16 protein-coding genes are annotated in these 20,480 nt (G+C 73.8%); 15 read left to right on the plus strand and 1 reads right to left on the minus strand.

Annotated features, from left to right (window positions below; all coding sequences use genetic code 11):
• The first annotated feature begins 9 nt into the window (after nt 1-9).
• The 4 genes from AB0O40_RS25855 to AB0O40_RS25870 all read left to right on the plus strand — a co-directional run bounded on the left by AB0O40_RS25855 (nt 10) and on the right by AB0O40_RS25870 (nt 4,051).
• Nucleotides 10-690 (plus strand): response regulator transcription factor, encoded by a 681-nt coding sequence (locus AB0O40_RS25855; RefSeq protein ID WP_365046293.1) that lies wholly within the window; start codon nt 10-12, stop codon nt 688-690.
• Nucleotides 687-2,138, plus strand: coding sequence for a HAMP domain-containing sensor histidine kinase (locus AB0O40_RS25860; protein WP_365046296.1), 1,452 nt, complete (start codon nt 687-689; stop codon nt 2,136-2,138). Before AB0O40_RS25855 ends, AB0O40_RS25860 begins: the two co-directional genes overlap by 4 nt.
• The gene (locus tag AB0O40_RS25865; RefSeq protein ID WP_365046299.1) at nt 2,135-2,647 is read left to right on the plus strand and encodes a hypothetical protein; all 513 of its coding nucleotides are present in this window, start codon (nt 2,135-2,137) and stop codon (nt 2,645-2,647) included. The genes AB0O40_RS25860 and AB0O40_RS25865 overlap by 4 nt, the downstream gene beginning before the upstream one ends.
• A gap of 96 nt (nt 2,648-2,743) precedes the next feature.
• A complete protein-coding gene (locus tag AB0O40_RS25870; protein ID WP_365046302.1) occupies nt 2,744-4,051 on the plus strand; it encodes a cytochrome P450 in 1,308 nt (435 codons plus the stop codon).
• Here the strand turns inward: AB0O40_RS25870 and AB0O40_RS25875 are convergent.
• Entirely contained in the window at nt 4,011-4,736 is a 726-nt protein-coding gene (locus tag AB0O40_RS25875) for a hypothetical protein (RefSeq protein ID WP_365046305.1), read from the minus strand. The two genes, AB0O40_RS25870 and AB0O40_RS25875, sit on opposite strands and share 41 nt — an antisense overlap.
• 112 nt (nt 4,737-4,848) lie before the next feature.
• Between AB0O40_RS25875 and ggt the strand changes: the two genes are divergently transcribed.
• The 11 genes from ggt to AB0O40_RS25930 all read left to right on the plus strand — a co-directional run bounded on the left by ggt (nt 4,849) and on the right by AB0O40_RS25930 (nt 20,458).
• The gene (ggt, locus tag AB0O40_RS25880; protein WP_365046308.1) at nt 4,849-6,699 is read left to right on the plus strand and encodes a gamma-glutamyltransferase; all 1,851 of its coding nucleotides are present in this window, start codon (nt 4,849-4,851) and stop codon (nt 6,697-6,699) included.
• Nucleotides 6,700-6,841: 142 nt separating this feature from the next.
• The gene (locus tag AB0O40_RS25885) at nt 6,842-8,065 is read left to right on the plus strand and encodes an alginate lyase family protein (protein ID WP_365046311.1); all 1,224 of its coding nucleotides are present in this window, start codon (nt 6,842-6,844) and stop codon (nt 8,063-8,065) included.
• A 169-nt stretch (nt 8,066-8,234) separates the two neighbouring features.
• Nucleotides 8,235-9,332 (plus strand): hypothetical protein, encoded by a 1,098-nt coding sequence (locus AB0O40_RS25890; protein WP_365046313.1) that lies wholly within the window; start codon nt 8,235-8,237, stop codon nt 9,330-9,332.
• Between the two features lie 166 nt (nt 9,333-9,498).
• Nucleotides 9,499-10,341 (plus strand): nitrilase-related carbon-nitrogen hydrolase, encoded by an 843-nt coding sequence (locus tag AB0O40_RS25895; RefSeq protein WP_365046316.1) that lies wholly within the window; start codon nt 9,499-9,501, stop codon nt 10,339-10,341.
• Nucleotides 10,338-11,630, plus strand: a complete 1,293-nt coding sequence (locus AB0O40_RS25900) for an aspartate aminotransferase family protein (protein ID WP_365046319.1) — start codon at nt 10,338-10,340, stop codon at nt 11,628-11,630. Before AB0O40_RS25895 ends, AB0O40_RS25900 begins: the two co-directional genes overlap by 4 nt.
• A gap of 39 nt (nt 11,631-11,669) precedes the next feature.
• On the plus strand, nt 11,670-13,070 hold the full coding sequence (gene hydA, locus AB0O40_RS25905) for a dihydropyrimidinase (protein ID WP_365046322.1): 1,401 nt from the start codon (nt 11,670-11,672) through the stop codon (nt 13,068-13,070).
• A gap of 23 nt (nt 13,071-13,093) precedes the next feature.
• A complete protein-coding gene (locus tag AB0O40_RS25910; protein WP_365046325.1) occupies nt 13,094-14,092 on the plus strand; it encodes a TIGR03842 family LLM class F420-dependent oxidoreductase in 999 nt (332 codons plus the stop codon).
• A 330-nt stretch (nt 14,093-14,422) separates the two neighbouring features.
• The gene (locus AB0O40_RS25915; RefSeq protein ID WP_365046368.1) at nt 14,423-16,381 is read left to right on the plus strand and encodes an AAA family ATPase; all 1,959 of its coding nucleotides are present in this window, start codon (nt 14,423-14,425) and stop codon (nt 16,379-16,381) included.
• A 99-nt stretch (nt 16,382-16,480) separates the two neighbouring features.
• A complete protein-coding gene (locus tag AB0O40_RS25920) occupies nt 16,481-17,995 on the plus strand; it encodes an NCS1 family nucleobase:cation symporter-1 (RefSeq protein WP_365046328.1) in 1,515 nt (504 codons plus the stop codon).
• 82 nt (nt 17,996-18,077) lie between these two features.
• Nucleotides 18,078-18,905 carry an inositol monophosphatase gene (locus AB0O40_RS25925; RefSeq protein WP_365046331.1) on the plus strand — a complete coding sequence of 276 codons (828 nt, stop codon included), beginning with the start codon at nt 18,078-18,080 and terminating at the stop codon, nt 18,903-18,905.
• A gap of 125 nt (nt 18,906-19,030) precedes the next feature.
• Entirely contained in the window at nt 19,031-20,458 is a 1,428-nt protein-coding gene (locus tag AB0O40_RS25930; RefSeq protein WP_365046334.1) for an NAD(P)/FAD-dependent oxidoreductase, read from the plus strand.
• Nucleotides 20,459-20,480: the final 22 nt, after the last annotated feature.

The raw sequence follows: 20,480 nt of genomic DNA on the forward strand, positions 1-20,480 counted from the left end.
ACTGACGCCATGCCACGCGTACTGCTGATCGAGGACGACCCGTCCATCCGCGAGGGCGTGGGCCTGGGCCTGCGCCGCCGCGGACACGAGGTACGCGCCGCCGAGACCGGCGAGGGGGGCCTGGCCGCGCTCGCCGAGTTCCGGCCCGACCTGGTCCTGCTGGACCTGATGCTGCCCGGGATGAACGGCGTACAGGTCTGCCGCCGGATCCGGGAGACCAGCCAACTGCCGATCATCATGCTGACCGCGCGCGGCGACGACTTCGACGTGGTCGTGGGCCTGGAGGCGGGCGCCGACGACTACATCGTCAAGCCGGCCCGCACCGAGGTGATCGAGGCCCGCATCAAGGCCGTGCTGCGCCGGCTCACCGAGCCGACCGGCAAGCCCGAGGTGGAGTTCTTCGCCGAGCTCGCCATCGACCGCTCCGGGCTGACCGTGGCCAAGAACGGCGAACGCCTGGCCCTCGCGCCCAGCGAGCTCAAGCTCCTGCTGCACCTGGCGGCCTCGCCCGAGCAGGTCTTCAGCCGCCAGCAGCTCCTCGAGTACGTCTGGGACCACAGCTACCACGCCGACGCCCGGCTGGTGGACGCCTGCGTCCGGCGGCTGCGCACCAAGATCGAGGACGCCTCCAAGAGCCCCCGCTACATCCAGACCGTGCGCGGCTTCGGCTACCGCTTCGGACCCCTGTGAGAGCCCTGACCGGCCGGCTGGGCCTGCGCACCCGGCTGATCGCGGCCTTCCTGCTGGTGGCGGCGATCAGCGCCGGGACCACCGCCGCCCTCACCTACCGCGAGGCCCGGACCGCCGTCCTCAAGCAGGCGCAGGACACCGCGGTGGCGACCTTCCGGGACCAGATCGAGTCCCTGACGATCCAGCTGCCGCCGGCCCGCGACGAACTCCAGTCCATCGTGGGCGCCATCGCCTACAAGGGCCAGCCGCACACCTGGAACGTGTTCGCCGAGTACGGCAGCCTCGTGGTCTCCAGCAACGGCGACGGCAAGCCCTCGACGGTGGTCACCGCCGAGCTGCGCACCCAGGTCCGCACGCACCCGCACGGCGCCTTCCAGCGGGTCACCCGCAGCGGGCTCCCCTACCTCGCCATGGCCATGCCCACCGTCTACGACGTCGGCGGCGTCGGCAACGAACCCACCGGGCTGGTCTTCTACGCCAGCATGCCCCTGACCGACGAACAGGGCACGGTGGACGCCATGCTGGACGCCGCCCGCTCCGGCGCCGTGCCCGCCCTCGCCATCGCCGTGGTCCCCGCGCTGCTCGCGGCCCGGGGCGTACTGCGGCCGGTACGGGACCTGCGGCGGGCCGCCCGGCAGCTGGGCCGGGGCCGGCTGGACACCCGGCTGGAGGTCAAGGGCTCCGACGAACTGGCCGACCTCGCCCACACCTTCAACGAGACCGCGGTCGAACTCGAACGCTCCGTGGAAGACCTCCAGCGGGCCGAGGCCCGGGCCCGCCGGTTCGCCGCCGACGTCTCGCACGAGCTGCGCACCCCGCTGGCCGGGATGCTCGCGGTGACCGAGGTGCTGGACGAGGACGCCGAACACCTCGACCCCGACACCGCGGCCGCGGTCCGGCTGGTCAGCGCCGAGACCGGCAAGCTCGCCGTGCTCGTCGAGGACCTGATGGAGATATCCCGCTTCGACGCGCGCGCCGCCGAGCTCAACCTCGACGAGGTCGACCTCGGGGAGGCGGTCCGGGCCACCCTCCAGCGCCGGCACTGGACCGACCCCCGCCAGGTGACCACCGACCTGGCGCCCGGCGTGCGGGCCCGGCTCGACCCCCGGCGCTTCGACGTGGTCCTCGCCAACCTGGTCGGCAACGCCCTGCGGCACGGCGGGGCGCCCGTGCGGGTGCGGGCCCACGCCGAGGTCCGGGAGGGCGTGGAATGGTTGGTCACCGAGGTCTCGGACAGCGGGCCCGGGATCGCCCCCGAGGTGCTGCCGCACATCTTCGACCGCTTCTACAAGGCGGACGCGGCCCGTACCCGCTCGGCCGGCAGCGGACTAGGTCTGGCCATCACCCTGGAGAACGTACGGTTGCACGGCGGCACCGTACGGGCCGGCAACGGGCCGGCCGGCGGGGCCGTGTTCAGGGTCGAGATGCCGCTGGAGGCGAAGGCGTGAGGGCACGCACCACGGCGGCCGTACTGGTGGCCGGTCTGCTGGCGGCCGGCTGCGGGATCCAGGGCAGCGACGTGATCGAGGCGGGCGGCCCGGCCAAGGTGGCCGTCCCCAGCAGCACCGAGCGGAGCCGGGCCCTGATGTACCTGGTCACCCCCGACGGCGAGCTCGCGCCGGTGGTGCGCGGCCAGGGCTTCCCGGCCGGGTACACGGTCGCGCCCAGCGCCATGGTCAGGATGCTGCTGGGCGGGCCGAACGACCGTGAGCGGGCTGCCGGCCTGCGCACCGAAGTCCCGGCGCGCGAGCGGCCGGAGCTGGTGGGGGTCGAGTTCGGCAACGGCGTGGTGCGGGTCCAGCTGGGCGGCCCGGTCCGGTCGCTGAGCGCCCGGGCCCGGCAGCAGGTGGTGTGCACGGTCGAGGCGACCCAGCCGCCCGACCAGGAGTCCCGGGTGGAGCTGACGGGCAGCGACGGCGCCCTCGCCCCGGCGGACTGCGAGATCCCGCGGGGCTGAGGCGGGACGCGGGTCAGGACGCGGCGGCCCCGCCCTCTTGCCGGGGACCGGTGCCCGCGGCCACGGTGGTGGCCCGCACCGAGGAACGGAGCCCGCGTGCCCCCTGCCGCCACCCCGCCCACCGTGGTCCCGGACGTCTTCGACCCGCGGATCTACGCCGCCGGCCCGCCGCACGAGGCCTACCGGACCCTGCGCACGCACCATCCGGTGGCCTGGCAGCCCGAGCCCCCGGTCCTGGGCTGGCCCGCCGGGCCCGGCTTCTGGGCCGTGACCCGGCACGCGGACGTGGTCCGGGTCCTGCGCGACTCCCGCACCTACTCCTCGTACCTCGGCGCCACCCAGATCCGCGACCCGGACCCGGCCGACCTGCCCTTCATCCGGCGCACCATGCTCAACCAGGACCCCTTCCCCGGGCCGTGCGGTCCCGGGGAGACCCCCACGGACCACGGGCGGCTGCGCCGGCTGGTCTCCCGGGCCTTCACCCCGGGCCGGGTCGACGCCTTCGGCGACCGGGTGCGGCAGCGGGCCGCCGCCTTGCTGCGCCGGGCCCGGGAGGACGCCGAGGACGGGGTCGCCGACCTGGTCACCGCCGTCACCGACGAGTACGCGCTGCTGAACCTCGCCGACCTGATGGGAGTCCCGGCCGGGGACCGCGGGCTGCTGCTGGACTGGACGGTCCGGGTCATCGGCTACCAGGACCCCGACGACGCCCCCGCCCCGGTCACCGGGCCGGACGGCACGCCGCTCAACCCCCGCTCGCCGGCCCTGCTGGGCGAGATGTTCGACTACGCCCGCGAGCTGGCCGCCCACAAGCTCGCGCACCCCGCTGACGACCTGATGACCGCCCTCGCCCAGGCGGACCTGGCCGAGGGGGAGCTGGAGATGTTCTTCTTCCTGCTCACCGTCGCGGGCAACGACACGGTCCGCAGCGCCGCCCCCGGCGGCCTGCTGGCGCTGGCCCGGCAGCCCGACGCCTACGCCCGGCTGCGCGCGGGGGAGGCGGATCCGGCCACGGCGGTGGAGGAACTGCTCCGGGTGCACCCGCCGGTCCTGAGCTTCCGGCGCACCGCCGCCGTCGACACCGAACTGGCCGGCACCCGCATCCGGGCGGGCCAGAAGGTGGTGGTCTTCCACGCCTCGGCCAACCACGACGAGCGGGTCTTCGCGGACCCGCACCGGCTGGACCCGGCCCGCCGCCCCAACCCGCACGTCTCCTTCGGCGACGGTCCGCACGTCTGCCTCGGGGCCCGCTTCGCCCGGCTCCAGCTGCGCACCCTGCACGAGGAGTGGCGGGCCGCCGGCCTGCCGGCCCCCGAACTGGCGGGCGAACCACGGCGCCTGGTGTCCAACTTCATCAACGGGCTCAAACAGCTGCCGCTTCGGGTGTCCGGGCCGCCTCGGTGACGTCCGCGGCCAGCTCCGTCACGTCCGGCCCGTACGCCTGGGAGTTGACCACCTTCAGCACCAGGCAGAAGGTCCGGTCGCCGTACCGGTGGGCCAGCCGCTCGTGGTGCCGGGCCAGGTAGCGGGCCCCGGCCTGGTTGCTGACCGCGGTCTGACCGCTGATCAGGAACACCGGCCGGGTGCCCTCCGCCACCGTCAGCCGGGCCAGCACGACGTACTCCACCGCCCCCGGCCGCCAGCGGTACACTTCGCCGCCGACCTGGATGGCTCCCCGGTCCGGGCCCGCCTCACGGCTCTGGTCCACCCGCACCCCGGGCAGCAGCGACTCCAGGTGCGCGGTGGTACGGACGTTGGAGATCGGGCCGCCGACGCAGAACTCCGCGCGCTCGCCGAAGCCCTGACGGGCCGTGTCGTGGGCCACGATCTGGACGCTCGCCCCGCAGTCCTTGATCAGGGCGGATATCTCCAGCAGGGCGAGCGCGTCGTTGCGGTGCACGGAGTTCTCGCTGCCGCCCATCTGCCGGTTGACGATGAACAGGCAGTCCGAGCCGGTCGGCAGCCCGAGGAAGGCCTGCTTGCGGCGCAGCCGGCGCCGCCATACATAGGTACGGGTGAACCAGCCGAACCCGCCGCTGACGCCGGTGGCGAGCACCCCGAGCACGATGTTGCGCACGTCGTCGTTCATGCGCGGGATCGTACGGCCTGCCGGCCGGGGCGCACCCTGGCGGGATGCCGTCCTGACGCGGAGGCCACCGTGAAGTTACCCTGCGCGAAACCCTGTTGAGTGGAGGTACGGAATGCGCCGGTCCACCGCACGGACACTAGCCCTCGTCGCCCTCGCCGGATCGCTGACCACGGCCGGGGCCGCGGGCGCCCCGGCCGGGATGGCGGGCTCGGGACCCGGGGCCGCGGCGAAGGCGGCGAAACACCGGCCGGCCGGCACCGCCGTGAAGGAACCGGTGGCGGTCGGCTACGGCGGCGCCGTGGCCAGTGTGGACGCCGACGCCTCCGCGGCCGGCATCGCCGTGCTGCGGGCCGGCGGCAACGCGGTCGACGCGGCCGTCGCCACCGCGGCCGCCCTGGGCGTCACCGAGCCCTACTCCGCCGGCATCGGCGGCGGCGGGTACTTCGTGTACTACGACGCCCGGCGCGGCAGAGTGCAGACCATCGACGGCCGGGAGACCGCCCCGGCCAGCGCCGACTCCCACCTCTTCCAGGAGAACGGCGTCCCCATCCCCTTCGACGAGGCCGTCACCAGCGGCCTGGGCGTCGGCGTCCCCGGCACCCCCGCCACCTGGGACACCGCCCTGCGGGCCTGGGGCAGCCGCCCGCTGCGCACCCTGCTGGCCCCGGCCGAGCAACTGGCCCGGGGCGGCTTCACCGTGGACGCCACCTTCCGCGCCCAGACCGCGGGCAACGAGAGCCGCTTCCGGGACTTCCCCGACACCGCTGCCCTCTTCCTGCCCGGCGGCCAACTCCCGGTGGTCGGCAGCACCTTCAAGAACCCCGACCTGGCCGACACGTACGCCGAACTGGGCCGCAAGGGCATCGACGCGCTCTACCACGGCCGGCTGGCCCGGGACATCGTCAACACCGTCCGCAAGCCCCCGGTCGACCCGGCCGCCACCCGCCGGGTCCGGGCCGGCGACCAGACCCTGGACGACTTCGACGACTACGCGACCCGGCGGCAGGCCCCGACCCACGTCCGCTACCGGGGCCTGGACGTCTACGGCATGGCCCCCTCGTCCTCCGGCGGCACCACCGTCGGCGAGGCGCTGAACATCCTCGAACGCACGGACCTGGGCAGCCTCAGCCAGGCCCAGTACCTGCACCGCTTCATCGAGGCCTCCCGGATCGCCTTCGCCGACCGGGGCCGCTGGGTCGGCGACCCCGAGGCCGAGGACGTGCCCACCCGGGGCCTGCTCTCGCAGGACTTCGCCGACTCCCGGGCCTGCCTGATCAAGGACGACGCGGTGCTCACCAGCCCGCTGGCCCCCGGCGACCCGGAGGACCCGGCCGACTGCAAGGCCGCGGCCCCCGCCGCCCCGACCACGTACGAGGGGGAGAACACCACCCACCTCACGGTCGCCGACCGCTGGGGCAACGTGGTCGCCTACACCCTGACCCTCGAGCAGACCGGCGGCAGCGGGCTGACCGTGCCCGGCCGGGGCTTCCTGCTCAACAACGAGCTGACCGACTTCTCCTTCAGCCCGGCCAACCCGGCGGTGCACGACCCGAACCTGCCGGGCCCCGGCAAGCGGCCGCGCTCGTCGATCTCCCCGACGATCGTGCTGGAGGACGGCGAGCCGGTGCTGGCCGTCGGTTCCCCGGGCGGCGCGTCCATCATCACCACCGTGCTGCAGACGCTGATCGGGCACCTGGACCGGGGGCTGCCGCTGGTCGAGGCGATCGCCGCGCCGCGGGCCAGCCAGCGCAACCAGACCACGACCGAGCTGGAGCCGGCGCTGTGGGACAGCCCGCTGCGCGGCCAGCTGGCGGCGCTGGGCCACGGCTTCCGCCTGAACCCGGAGATCGGCGCGGCCACCGGGGTGCAGCGGCTGCCCGACGGCCGCTGGCTGGCCGCGGCGGAGAAGACCCGCCGCGGCGGCGGCTCGGCCATGGTGGTCCGCCCGGCGGGCACACCCTGACGGCCGTCTAGTACGTACGTCTCGTACGGCCGTACGTCCTGGACGGGTGTCACAGACGCCCGTCCGGGGCGCCGGGCGGCGCACGCGTCCGTTCGGCGCAACGCGGCGCGCGCCGCGCCGCGCGGCGGGTGACCGTGGATGCGTGTCTGCACAGAACGCAACCAAGCGACTCGGCCTCGGCCTCCTCGGCGCGCTGCTCGCCGCCGGGCTGCTGCTCGCCGCCTGCGCGGCGCCGGACGGCCGGGACCACCCCGGCACGGCCGCCACGGACGTGGTCTTCCACCATCCGGGCGTGGTGGTCGGCAAGACCCAGCTCGACCAGGCCAAGGCCATGGTCAAGCTGGGCGAGGAGCCGTGGAACTCCGCGTACGAGGCCATGCTCAAGAGCCCCTACGCCTCCCTGGACTACGTCCCGCACCCGGCCGAGGTGGTGCCCTGCCCGTTCAACGCCGGGCCGCCCTCCTGCCTGGCCGAGCGCCAGGACGCGGTCGCCGCCTACACCCAGGCCCTGCTGTGGTCGGTGACCGGCCGGACCGCCTACGCCCGCAAGTCCGTGGAGATCATGGACGCCTGGTCGGCCGTCATGAAGGGCCACACCCAGGACAACGCCGGACTCCAGGCCGCCTGGGCCGGCTCCACCTGGGCGCGGGCCGGCGAGATCGTGCACGCCGGCTTCCCGGTCTGGTCCGGCCCCCAGGTGCAGCGGTTCAAGTGGATGCTGCGCAAGGCCTACCTGCCGGCCGTCACCCACCAGGTCCCCGCCTTCAACGGCAACTGGGAACTGGCCATGACCGACGCCTCGATCTCGATCGCGGTCTTCCTGGAGGACCACGCCGTCTTCGGCGAGTCCGTCGAGCGGTTCCGGGCCCGCGTCCCGGCCTACTTCTACCTGGCCTCCGACGGCCCCCGGCCGCGCACCCCCGCGCACACCACCATCGACACCCCCGCCAAGATGAAGACGTACTGGTTCAACCAGGGCCGGTACGTGGACGGGCTGGGCCAGGAGACCTGCCGCAACCTGCGGCACGTCGGCTACTCGCTGGCCGCCTCCGCACACATCGCCGAGACCGCCTGGCACCAGGGCATCGACCTGTACGGCGAGCAGGCCGACCGGCTCAAGGCCGCACTGGAGTTCCACGCGGCCTACCAGCTCGGCAAGACCCCGCCGGCCTGGCTGTGCGGCGGGAAGATCGAGCGGAGCATGGGGCCCGACCTGGAGGTGGCCCTCGGCCACTACGAGGGCCGTACCGGCGCCAAGCTGCCGCTGACCCGCAAGCTGGTCGACCAGCAGCGGCCGGCCGGCACCGACGACCTGTTCGTGGCCTGGGAGACGCTGACCCACGCGGCCAAGTCCGGCCCCGCCTGACCGGACCCGACCCACCCGACCCCAGCCGCCCGGACGCATCCGCGCCCGGGCGGCGGTGTCCGGGCGGCGGCCTCCGGGCGGCGGGCGTCCGGACCGCTTGGCGGGATCGCCGTCCAGCTTTGGGGCTCCCGTAGCGCTCCCGTAACACGGGTGTGATCCCATGCACGCCATGGATCTGGGCGCACAGCGTGCCGTACAGCAACTCGCCGACTACCTGAGCCAGTTGGTGGCCCATCTCGATCCGGCCGCCGGCTGGTACGCGGAGTTCCGGCGCCGCGACCCCGACGGTCTGGACCGCTGCCTGCGGGGCGAGGCGATACCGCCCTGGGACGTGCTGGAGTCGCTGCTCCAGGACCTGGCGGTGCTGCGCGGCGACGAGTGGGCGCAGGAGTGGACCGGCACGCTGGCCCGGCTGCGGGCCGACGCGGTGGTCGCCCACGACCGGCAGCCGGGCGTCCGCCCGGAACTCCGCGCGCGGCTGGCCGCCGCCGAGGCGCAGCGGGCCGGGGCCGAGCAGGCGCTCGCGGAGCTGTCCGCCCGGTTGCGGGGCACCCGGGATCCGGCCGGCACGGAGGAGCTGCACCGGCGGCTCTCCTGGGCGGAGGACGACTTCGCCCGCGCCGCGGCCCGGTGCGCGGAGTTCGGCGCGCGGCTGGCCGCCGCCGCCCCGGAGCCGGGCGGCCCCGGGCCGACCGGGTCGCCCACCGCCTCGAGCGCCGGTCTGCCGGCGGCCGCCCCGGCCGCCGGCTCGGTGACCGCCCTGGTCGGGGAGCTGGTCGGGCTGCGGGCGGCGGGCCGCTCGGGGGAGGCCCACGTCCTGCTCTGCGAGGCGGCGCTCTGGCCGCCGGACCGGCTGCCGCCGCTGGCGGCGGAGCTGGAGCGGGCCGGGCTGGGCGCGGACTGGGCCACCCTGCTCTGGGAGGCCGCCTCGCTGCCGCCGGACCGGCTCTCGGCGGTGGCGGCGGCGCTGGCCGCGGCGGGCCGGCCGGCCGACGGCGGCCGGCTGCTGCGCGAGGGGGTGTCCCGGCCGGCCGCGGAGATCGCCGACGCCGCCCTCGCCCTGACCGCCGGCGGCCGGGACCAGGAGGCGGGCGCGCTGCTCGGGGCCTTCGTCCGGGTGCGGGCGCCCGAGGAGTCGGCGCGGCTGGCCCGGACCGACCCGTCCCGGCTGGCGCCCCGGCTGCTCGCGGCGGCCAAGGGCGTCTCGGACTCCCGGCACCGGGACCTGGTACACGCGCTGCGGGTGGCCGGCGTACCGATGGCCTGAGCTGTCCGCGGGCTGTCGCAAATCGACCGGCGAAATACGAAACATGATCGACTCGGCCGGTTGCGGGTGGTGGTCTTGCCCCACGGTGTGACGGGGCTTACGGTCTCGTACCTACGCACTGCATCTACGTGCGTAGAGGCTCTGACGTCTGTCGAAGGAGCAGCTCATGGCCCACGTCGTCCGCGCCGCACTGGTCCAGGCCACCTGGACCGGCGACACCGAATCGATGATCGCCAAACACGAGGAGCACGCCCGCGCCGCCGCCGCCCAGGGCGCCCGGATCATCGGGTTCCAAGAGGTCTTCAACGCCCCGTACTTCTGCCAGGTCCAGGAGCCGGAGCACTACCGCTGGGCCGAACCGGTACCGGACGGCCCCACCGTCCGGCGGATGCAGGAACTGGCCCGCGAGACCGGCATGGTGATCGTCGTACCGGTCTTCGAACTGGAGAGCCAGGGCTTCTACTACAACACCGCGGCCGTGATCGACGCCGACGGCAGCTACCTCGGCAAGTACCGCAAGCACCACATCCCGCAGGTCAAGGGCTTCTGGGAGAAGTACTACTTCCGCCCCGGGAACCTGGGCTGGCCGGTCTTCGACACCGCGGTCGGCAAGGTCGGCGTCTACATCTGCTACGACCGCCACTTCCCCGAAGGGTGGCGGCAGTTGGGCCTGGCCGGCGCCCAGATCGTCTACAACCCCTCGGCCACCTCCCGGGGCCTGTCCGCCCACCTGTGGCAGCTGGAACAGCCCGCCTCGGCCGTGGCCAACGAGTACTTCGTCGCCGCGATCAACCGGGTCGGCCAGGAGGAGTACGGCGACAACGACTTCTACGGCACCAGCTACTTCGTCGACCCGCGCGGTCAGTTCGTCGGTGAGGTGGCCAGCGACAAGGACGAGGAACTCCTCGTCCGGGACCTCGACTTCGACCTGATCGACGAGGTCCGCACCCAGTGGGCCTTCTACCGCGACCGCAGGCCCGACGCGTACGGAGGACTGGTACAGCCGTGACGATCCCGCAGACCCTGCACCAGCGGCACCGGGCCGTGCTGCCCGACTGGCTCGCCCTCTACTACGACCGCCCCATCGAACTGACCCACGGCGAGGGCCGGCACGTCTGGGACGCGGACGGCAACCGCTACCTCGACTTCTTCGGCGGCATCCTCACCACGATGACCGCGCACGCGCTGCCCGAGGTCACCAAGGCCGTGGCCGACCAGGCCGGGCGGATCATCCACTCCTCCACGCTCTACCTCAACCGGCCCATGGTCGAGTTGGCCGAGCGGGTCGCCGCCCTCTCCGGCATCCCCGACGCCCGGGTCTTCTTCACCACCTCGGGCACCGAGGCCAACGACACCGCGCTGCTGCTGGCCACCACCCTGCGCGGGTCCAACCAGATCCTCGCGATGCGCAACAGCTACCACGGCCGGTCCTTCTCCACCGTCTCCATCACCGGCAACCGCGGCTGGTCGCCGACCAGCCTCTCGCCGCTCCAGACCCTCTACGTGCACGGCGGGGTGCGCGGCCGGGGGCCCTTCGCCCAGCTGACCGACGAGCGGTTCATCGAGGCCTGCGTCGCCGACCTCGAGGACGTCCTCGGCCAGGCCCGCGGGGGAGTGGCCGCCCTGATCGCCGAACCCATCCAGGGCGTCGGCGGCTTCACCTCCCCGCCCGACGGCCTGTACGCCGCCTTCCGCCGGGTCCTGGACCGGCACGGCATCCTGTGGATCAGCGACGAGGTGCAGACCGGCTGGGGCCGCACCGGCGAACACTTCTGGGGCTGGCAGGCGCACGGCCAGAACGGCCCGCCGGACGTCCTCACCTTCGCCAAGGGCATCGGCAACGGCATGTCCATCGGCGGGGTGGTGGCCCGCGCCGAGGTGATGAACTGTCTCGACGCCAACTCCATCTCCACCTTCGGCGGTTCGCCCGTCACCATGGCCGCGGGCGTGGCCAACCTGAACTACCTGCTGGAGCACGACCTGCAGGGCAACGCCCGCCGGGTCGGCGGCCTGCTGCTCCAGCGCCTCCAGGCGATCGCCGCCGGCACCCCCTGCGTGCGCGAGGTGCGCGGCCGGGGCCTGATGGCCGGCATCGAGCTCACCCGGCCCGGCACCGACCAGGCCTGGCCCGAAGCCGCCGCCGCGGTCCTGGAGGCCGCCCGGGCCGACGGCCTGCTGCTCGGCAAGGGCGGCGGCCACAACACCAGCGTGCTGCGGATCGCCCCGCCGCTCTCGCTGACCGTCGCGGAGGCGGAAGAGGGCGCCGAGATCATCGAACGCGCCCTGCGCACCGTGTAGTCCGGGCCGGCCCGCCGCCCGAGAGTCCGGAGGAGATTCGTGAGCAACCGCACCCTGATCCGCGGCGGGCTGGTCGTCACCGCCGCCGACGAGCTCCACGCGGACGTCCTGATCGAGGACGGCCGGGTCGCCGCCCTGGCCGCCACCGGCTCCGCGGCCGCAGCGGCCTGGACGGCCGACCGGATCCTCGACGCCACCGGGAAGTACGTCATCCCGGGCGGCGTCGACGTCCACACCCACATGGAGCTGCCCTTCGGCGGCACCGCCGCCTCCGACACCTTCGAGACCGGCACCCGGGCCGCCGCCTGGGGCGGCACCACCACGATCGTGGACTTCGCCGTCCAGAGCGTGGGCCGCCCGCTGCGCGAGGGACTGGACACCTGGTACGCCAAGGCCGACGGCAACTGCGCGATCGACTACGGCTTCCACATGATCGTGTCGGACGTCAACGAACAGACCCTGAAGGAGATGGACCACCTCGTCGAGGAGGGCATCAGCTCCTTCAAGCTGTTCATGGCCTACCCCGGGGTCTTCTACAGCGACGACGGCCAGATCCTGCGGGCCATGCAGCGCGCCTCCCACAACGGCGGCCTGATCATGATGCACGCGGAGAACGGCATCGCGATCGACGTGCTCATCGAGCAGGCGCTGGCCCGCGGCGAGACCGACCCCCGGCACCACGGCGAGGTCCGCAAGGTCCTCCTGGAGGCCGAGGCCACCCACCGCGCCATCCAGCTGGCCCGGGTGGCTGGCGCCCCGCTCTACGTCGTCCACGTCTCGGCCGAGGAGGCCGTGGCCGAGCTGGCCGGGGCCCGGGACAAGGGCCTGCCGGTCTTCGGCGAGACCTGCCCCCAGTACCTCTTCCTCTCCACCGACAACCTCGCGGAGCCCGACTTCCAGGGCGCCAAGTACGTCTGCTCCACACCGCTGCGGCCGCGCGAGCACCAGGCGGCCCTGTGGCGGGGGCTGCGCACCAACGACCTCCAGGTGGTCTCCACCGACCACTGCCCCTTCTGCTTCCGCGGCCAGAAGGAGCTGGGCCGGGGGGACTTCTCCAAGATCCCCAACGGCCTGCCGGGCGTGGAGAACCGGATGGACCTGCTGCACCAGGCCGTGGTCGAGGGCCACATCGGCCGCCGCCGCTGGATCGAGATCGCCTGCGCCACCCCGGCCCGGATGTTCGGCATGTACCCCCAGAAGGGCACCATCGCCCCCGGCTCCGACGCGGACATCGTCCTCTACGACCCGCACGCCGAGCAGGTGGTCTCCGCCGAGACCCACCACATGAACGTCGACTACTCGGCCTACGAGGGCAAGCGGCTCACCGGCCGGGTCGACACCGTGCTCTCCCGTGGTGAACCCGTCATCCAGGACCGGCGGTTCACCGGACGGGCCGGCCACGGCGGCTTCGTCCACCGCTCCACCTGCCAGTACCTGTAAGCGCCCCAAGGAGCAGCCCGACCATGGACTTCGGCCTCGTCCTGCAGACCGACCCGCCCGCCGCCCAGGTGGTCAGCCTGATGAAGCGCGCGGAACGCAACGGCTTCCGCTACGGCTGGACCTTCGACTCGGCCGTGCTGTGGCAGGAACCCTTCGTCATCTACAGCCAGATCCTGGCCAACACGCAGAAGCTGCACGTCGGCCCGATGGTGACCAACCCCGGCACCCGCACCTGGGAGGTCACCGCCTCCACCTTCGCCACCCTCAACGACATGTACGGCAACCGGACGGTCTGCGGCATCGGCCGCGGCGACTCCGCGATGCGGGTGGCCGGCCGCAAGCCCAACACCCTCGCCCGGCTCGGCGAGGCGATCGAGGCGATCCGGGACCTGGCGGAGGGCCGCGAGGCCGAGGTCGACGGGAAGACGCTCCAGATCCCGTGGATCCGGGACGGGAAGCTGCCCGTCTGGATGGCGGCGTACGGGCCCAGGGCCCTCGCGCTCGCCGGGCAGAAGGCGGACGGGTTCATTTTGCAGCTCGCTGACCTGTACCTCACGGAGTGGATGATCAAGGCGGTCCGGCAAGCGGCCGTGGAAGCCGGCCGCGACCCCGCCTCCATCACCATCTGCGTGGCCGCCCCGGCGTACGTCGGCGACGACCTCGGGCACGCCCGCGACCAGTGCCGCTGGTTCGGCGGCATGGTCGGCAACCACGTGGCGGACCTGGTCGGCCGCTATGGCGAGCACTCCTCGATGGTCCCCGAGGAGCTGACCGAGTACATCAAGTCCCGCCAGGGCTACGACTACAGCCACCACGGCCGGGCCGGGAACCCCTCCACCGACTTCGTCCCGGACGAGATCGTCGACCGCTTCTGCCTGCTGGGCCCGGCCGAGGCCCACATCGAGAAGCTGCGGGCGCTGCGGGACCTGGGCGTCGACCAGTTCGCCCTCTACGACATGCACGACGCCCGCGAGGCGACCATCGACGCCTACGGGCAGCAGATCATCCCGGCATTTCAATAGCGGTTTTCGAGCGCCGATTCCGGCGGCCGGAAATTCTGGCAGGGCATAAAACCGCGCCGATCGCAAATGCCGCGGAGGCACAAGAACCCTTCCGGCGCAACGATTTCGGTGGAATGGATCGATGTTGACAGTGGTGAGGGGGCTGCCTATATTCCAGTCGGTCACGTCCGGGCCGATCGATATTCGAAGGTGTTCATGACCGCGCCGCTCGCCCTTTCCGAAATAGCCGACCCCGAGCCGGATGCGCTCGCAGCGGAGCGGGACTACGTCTCCTCCCTGTACGCGTTGCTCACCGAGCGGATCTCCCGGGCCCGGGCCGACCGGGCGCGCGTGCTGAAGACCCCGGCGGGCAGCGCCGGCGAGGCGTACGAGCGGGAGAACGCCGCCGAGCGCCTGGCCCGGGACATCAGTCGGCTGGAGGGCGCCGAGAGGGGTCTGGTCTTCGGCCGGGTGGACCGGGCGGACGGCACGGCCCTGCGCATCGGGCGGATCGGACTGCACACGGAGGAGGACGAGCTGCCCCTGCTGGTGGACTGGCGCGCGAACGCGGCGCGGTCCTTCTACGAGGCGACCCCGGTCCACCCGATGGGCCTGCGGCGCCGCCGGCACCTGCGCCTCGAGGGGCGCACGGTCGTCTCGGTGAGCGACGAACTGCTGGACGGCAGCGCCCCGACCGAGGACGACGTCGTGGGGGACGGGCCGCTGGCCGAGGCCCTGTCGGCGCGGCGGACCGGCCGGATGCAGGCGGCCGTGGCGACGCTGCAGGCCGAGCAGGACGCGATCGTCCGCTCCGCCCACCGCGGGGTGACCGTGGTGCAGGGCGGCCCGGGCACCGGCAAGACGGTGGTCGCCCTGCACCGGGCGGCCTACGTGCTGTACGCCTTCCCGCGCGCCGCGGCGGAGGGCGTCCTGGTGGTGGGCCCCAACGCCCGCTTCCTCGACTACATCGCCCAGGTCCTGCCCTCGCTCGGCGAGAACGACGTGGTCCTGGCGACCTGCCGGGAACTGGCCGCAGTGCCCGCACGGGGCCCCGGCCCGTTCGACGCGGCCCGGCTCAAGGGCGGCACCGCCCTCGCCGAGGCCCTGGCCGGCCTGCTGCGCGTCCACCAGGCCCCGGCCGGCGAGTTCACCGTCCGGGTCGGACAGGAGCCGGTCCACCTGTCCGCCGCGGAGGTGGCGACGGCCCGCGACGCGGCCCGGGCGGCCGTACCGGGGCACAATCCCGCCCGCCAGGTGTTCAAGGAACTCCTGGCCGACGCCGTCACCGACGCGGTGCAGCGGGACATGGGCGACGTCCTCGAGCAGATCGACGCCGACTCCGAGCGGATGACCGGCATCGACCTCGACCGGTTCACCGGAGCCGCGCAGCGCCGGGCCGAGGGCGCGGCCGGCCCGGGTCCGGTCCACGAGCTGGACCTGGACGCCCTCCGGGACGACCTCCTCGACGACGACGCCTTCGACCGGTCGGTCGAGGAGCTGTGGCCGCGGCTGGCCCCGGCCGGGCTGGTGAACGCGCTCCTGACGGACCCCGGCGCGCTCGCCGAGCTCCTGCCGGGCCTGACCGCGCAGGAGCGGTCCCTGCTGGTCCGCGGCCCGCAGGACCCGTGGACCGACGCCGACGTGCCGCTGCTGGACGAGGCGGCGGGTCTGGTCGACGGCCCGCCGGCGCGGACGTACGGACACGTGGTCGTCGACGAGGCGCAGGAACTGACCGCCATGCAGTGGCGGATGATCGTGCGCCGCTGCCCGGCCCGGTCGATGACGCTGGTGGGGGACTTCGCCCAGGCGGGCCCGGTGGCGACGGCACGCGACTGGCGGGAGGCCCTGGGCCCGCACCTCGGGCCGCGGTTCAGGCTGCACGACCTGACGGTCAGCTACCGCACCACCCAGGAGATCCTGGAGAGCGTCCGGGACCTGCTCGCGCGGATCGCCCCGGACCAGCAGCCCACCCGGTCCCTGCGCAGCGGCGAGCCTCCCCGCACCGTGACCGCGCCCGCGGCCGGGCTGGCCGCCGGCGTGGTACGGGAACTCGCCGCCCAGCGCGCCGCGCACCCGGACGAGTTGCTGGGAGTGATCTGCGCGGACACCCGGGTGGGCGAGCTGACGGCCCACGGCATCGCCGAACACGCGCGCATCGTGCCGGCCTCCGAAGCGCGCGGCCTGGAATTCGACGGGGTCGTGGTGGTGGACCCCGGGGAAATCATCACCACCCGTCCCGGTGGGGAAAGGGACTTGTACGTGGCCCTGACCCGGGCCACCAAGCGCCTGTGCACCGTTGGGCCCGCCTGACGAGGAACATTCCCCCCGACCGCCACCTCCGCGTTCCTTTCCCGTTTTCTCTCTCCCCTTTCCCCTTTTCCCTATCCCCACGGACAGGCAGGTGTCGTGATGACCGACGGTTCGACGGTGGCCGGCCGGAGACGGAGCGGGGGCGGCCCGGTCGGGCTGTCCGCCGGGGAGATCCCCGCCGACGGGCGGTTCGCCAACGCGGACCTGCTGCCCGTGCCGGTCGACCGGCGGCGCTGGACCACGTACAACTTCGCCGCCCTGTGGGTGGGGATGGCGCACAACATCCCCTCCTGGATGCTCGCCTCCGGGCTGGTGGCCCTCGGGATGGACTGGAAGCAGGCGGTCCTCACCATCGCGCTGGCCAACCTGGTCGTACTGGTGCCGATGCTGCTCACCGGGCACGCCGGGCCGAAGTACGGCATCCCCTTCCCGGTGCTGGCCCGGGCCTCCTTCGGTGTCCGCGGGGCGAACCTGCCGGCGCTGATCCGGGCCGGGGTGGCCTGCGCGTGGTTCGGCATCCAGACCTGGATCGGCGGCTCCGGGATCTTCGTCCTGCTGGGCAAGGTCTTCGGCGGCTGGGCCCAGGCCGGCCGGATCGCCGGCCACCCCTGGACGCTGTGGCTGTGCTTCCTGCTCTTCTGGGCCCTCGAACTGGCCGTCATCTACCGGGGGATGGAGACCCTGCGGCGCTTCGAGAACTGGGCCGCGCCGTTCGTCATCCTCGGCGCGCTGGTGCTCTTCGGCTGGATCGCGGCCAAGGCGGGCGGGGTGGGGCCGCTGCTGGACCAGCCGTCCCGGCTCGGCTGGGGCGCCGACTTCTGGCCGGTGTTCTTCCCCTCGCTGATGGGCATGATCGCCTTCTGGTCCACCCTCTCCCTGAACATCCCCGACTTCACCCGCTTCGGCTCCGGACAGCGTGCCCAGGTCCTCGGCCAGGCGCTCGGACTGCCCACCACGATGACCCTCTTCGCCCTGCTGTCGGTGTTCGTCACCTCCGGCTCCCAGGCGGTCTACGGCGCCCCGATCTGGGACCCGGTCCTGCTGGTGGCCCGGACGGACAGCGTCTTCGGGCTGCTCTTCGCGCTGGTCACCGTACTGATCGCGACCCTGTCGGTGAACATCGCGGCCAATGTCGTCTCACCCGCCTACGACCTGGCCAACCTGGCACCCCGGCGGGTGGACTTCCGGACCGGCGCGCTGATCACCGGCGTGGTCGGGGTGCTGATCATGCCGTGGAAGCTGACCTCCACCCCCGAGCTGTACATCTTCACCTGGCTCGGGCTGGTCGGCGGGCTGCTCGGCACGGTCGCCGGGATCCTGATCGCCGACTACTGGATCGTCCGGCGCACCCGCCTCTCGCTGCCCGACCTGTACCGGGCCGGCGGGCCCTACTGGTACCGGGGCGGCTGGAACCCCCGGGCGCTCGCCGCGTTCCTGGTCGGGGGCACCCTCGCGGTCGGCGGCTCGCACTCCGCCGAGGGGCAGGGCCCCTTCCCGGACGGCGGTCTGATCCCCTTCCTCAAGCCGCTCGCGGACTACGGCTGGGCGGTCGGGCTGGTCTCGGCGCTGGTGCTGTACGTGCTGCTGACCGGGCGGGACATCGGCAACCCCTGAGCGCATCCGCGGAGCCCTGCTCTTCACGCGCCGTCCATGCCCGCGGGTGGGGACCGATGCCGGTCCGTGCTTTGCTGGTCCCATGATCGATGACTTTCTGAGCCATGACCTGGACGCCGTCGAGCAGGCGGTGCGGGAGGCGGCGGCCGCCGAGATCACGCCGCGCTTCCGCCAGCTCGCGGACCACGAGGTGGAGGCCAAGAACGGCCCGCACGACCTGGTCACGACCGCCGACCGGCTCGCCGAGGAGCACCTGACTACCGCCCTCACCAAGCTGCTGCCCGGCTCGGTGGTCGTCGGCGAGGAGGCGGTGCACGCCGACCCCTCGGTGTACGGGGCGCTGCGCGGGGACGCGCCGGTGTGGATCGTCGACCCGGTGGACGGCACCCGGCAGTTCGTGGAGGGCGACCCGGCCTTCTGCACCCTGGTCGCGCTGGCCCAGCACGGCGAGCTGCTGGCCTCCTGGACCTACGCCCCCGCCCTCGGCGAGCTGGCGACGGCGGTGCGCGGCCAGGGAGCGTACCTCAACGGGACGCGGCTGAGCGCCGGTTCGCCCGAGCCGGGCGCCGAGCTGCGGGTGGCCACCGCGCACCCCTTCTACACCAGCCCCGAGGACAAGGCCGTGCTGGCCCGGCTGGACGTGCCCGGGGTGGCGGCCCGGCCGTGCGGTTCGGCCGGTCTGGAGTACCTGCGGGTGGCCCGGGGCGAGATGGACGCGCTGGCCTTCAGCTGGCCCTCCGCCTGGGACCACGCGGCCGGCCTGCTGCTGGTCGCGGAGGCCGGCGGGGCCCAGTACACGGTCACGGGCGAGCCGTTCCGGGTGGACCGGGACAACGCCCTGCCGTTCGCGATCGCCCGTGACGAGGCCACCGCGGTCCGGGTACGGGACCTGCTGCGCGGCACGGAGTAACGGCCCGGGACCGGCGGGCGGCGCGGGCCCTGGGCCCGTCCGCCGCCGCATATCCTGGGGGCGATGACGGCGATGCGGGGCACGACCGTGCCGGGCGTCGCCGCCGGACGGCAGAAGGAGCCGAAGTGGCGTCGATTCTCGATGCGGTCGTCGTGGGGGCCGGCCCCAACGGCCTGACGGCCGCGGTGGAACTGGCCCGGCGCGGCTTCTCCGTGGCCGTGTTCGAGGCGGGTACGACGGTGGGCGGCGGGGCGCGGACCGAGGAGCTGACGCTGCCCGGCTTCCGCCACGACCCCTGCTCGGCCGTGCACCCGCTGGGCGCCGGCTCGCCCGTCTTCAAGACCATGCCGCTGGACCGGTACGGACTTCAGTGGCTGCACCCGCCGCTGCCGATGGCCCACCCCTTCGACGACGGCACCGCCGCGGTGCTCTCCCGGTCGGTGGCGGAGACGGCGCTGTCCTTCGGCCCCCGGGACGCGGGCGCCTACCGGCGGCTGGTCGCGCCCTACCTCGGCCACTGGGACACCCTGGTACGGGACTTCATGTCCCTGCCGTCGACCGCGCTGCCCCGGGACCCGGCCCTGCTGGCCCGGTTCGGCCTCACCGGCCTGCCGCCGTCCACCTGGCTGATGCGGCGGTTCCACGACGAGCGGGCCCGGGCGCTCTTCGCCGGGCTGGTCGCCCATGTGATCGCCCCGCTGGGCGGGGTGGCCACCTCGGCCGTCGGACTGGTCTTCGCACTCGCCGCCCACGAGGGCGGCTGGCCGGTGCCGCGCGGCGGCTCCCAGGCGATCTCGGACGCGCTGGCCGGGTACCTGAAGGACCTCGGCGGGGTGGTGCACACCGGGTACGAGGTCAAGCGGCTGGACGACCTGCCGCCGGCCCGGGCGTACGTCTTCGACACGTCCCCGACCGCGCTGGCCCGGATCGCCCGGCTCGGCCGGGCCTACGAGGGGTACCGGTACGGCGCCGCCGCCTTCAAGATCGACTATGCGCTGGACGGGCCGGTGCCCTGGACCGCGGAGGCCGCCCGGCGGGCCGGCACCGTCCAGGTCGGCCCGCGCAGCGCCGACATCGCCACCGCCCTGCGCAGCGCCTCGTGCGGTGCCGGCGCCCCCGAGCGGCCCTTCCTGATCACCGCCCAGCCCAGCCTGGTCGACCCCTCCCGGGCCCCGGCGGGCAAGCACGTCTTCTGGGCCTACGGACACGTCCCGCACGGCTGGCAGGGCGACCTCACGGACGCCGTGGAGCGGCAGGTGGAGCGCTTCGCCCCCGGCTTCCGCGACCGCGTACTGGCCCGGGCCACCGCCGGCCCCGCCGAACTGGCCGCCCGCAACCCGAACTACGTCGGCGGGGACATCGCCTGCGGCGCCGCCTCGGGCCTCCAGCTGCTGCTGCGGCCCAAGCTGTCGCTGCGCCCGTACGGCACCCCGCACCCGGCCGTCTACCTGTGTTCCAGCGCCACCCCGCCGGGCCCGGGCGTGCACGGCATGTCCGGCCACAACGCCGCCAAGGCCGTCTGGCGCCGGCTGCGCGAGACCCGACGCCCGTGAAGGAGACCCGACGCCCATGAGC

The sequence above is a fragment of the Streptomyces sp. NPDC089919 genome, assembly GCF_040684615.1.
Taxonomy (GTDB): Bacteria; Actinomycetota; Actinomycetes; order Streptomycetales; family Streptomycetaceae; genus Streptomyces.

What these genes read in the sequence shown, in the direction of transcription:
- AB0O40_RS25925 (WP_365046331.1), top strand. Translation starts at nt 18,078, where the DNA reads ATGATCGATGACTTTCTGAGCCATGACCTGGACGCCGTCGAGCAGGCG.
- AB0O40_RS25890 (WP_365046313.1), top strand. Translation starts at nt 8,235, where the DNA reads ATGGATCTGGGCGCACAGCGTGCCGTACAGCAACTCGCCGACTACCTG.
- AB0O40_RS25875 (WP_365046305.1), bottom strand. Translation starts at nt 4,736, where the DNA reads ATGAACGACGACGTGCGCAACATCGTGCTCGGGGTGCTCGCCACCGGC.
- AB0O40_RS25895 (WP_365046316.1), top strand. Translation starts at nt 9,499, where the DNA reads ATGGCCCACGTCGTCCGCGCCGCACTGGTCCAGGCCACCTGGACCGGC.
- AB0O40_RS25910 (WP_365046325.1), top strand. Translation starts at nt 13,094, where the DNA reads ATGGACTTCGGCCTCGTCCTGCAGACCGACCCGCCCGCCGCCCAGGTG.
- AB0O40_RS25920 (WP_365046328.1), top strand. Translation starts at nt 16,481, where the DNA reads ATGACCGACGGTTCGACGGTGGCCGGCCGGAGACGGAGCGGGGGCGGC.
- AB0O40_RS25855 (WP_365046293.1), top strand. Translation starts at nt 10, where the DNA reads ATGCCACGCGTACTGCTGATCGAGGACGACCCGTCCATCCGCGAGGGC.
- ggt (WP_365046308.1), top strand. Translation starts at nt 4,849, where the DNA reads ATGCGCCGGTCCACCGCACGGACACTAGCCCTCGTCGCCCTCGCCGGA.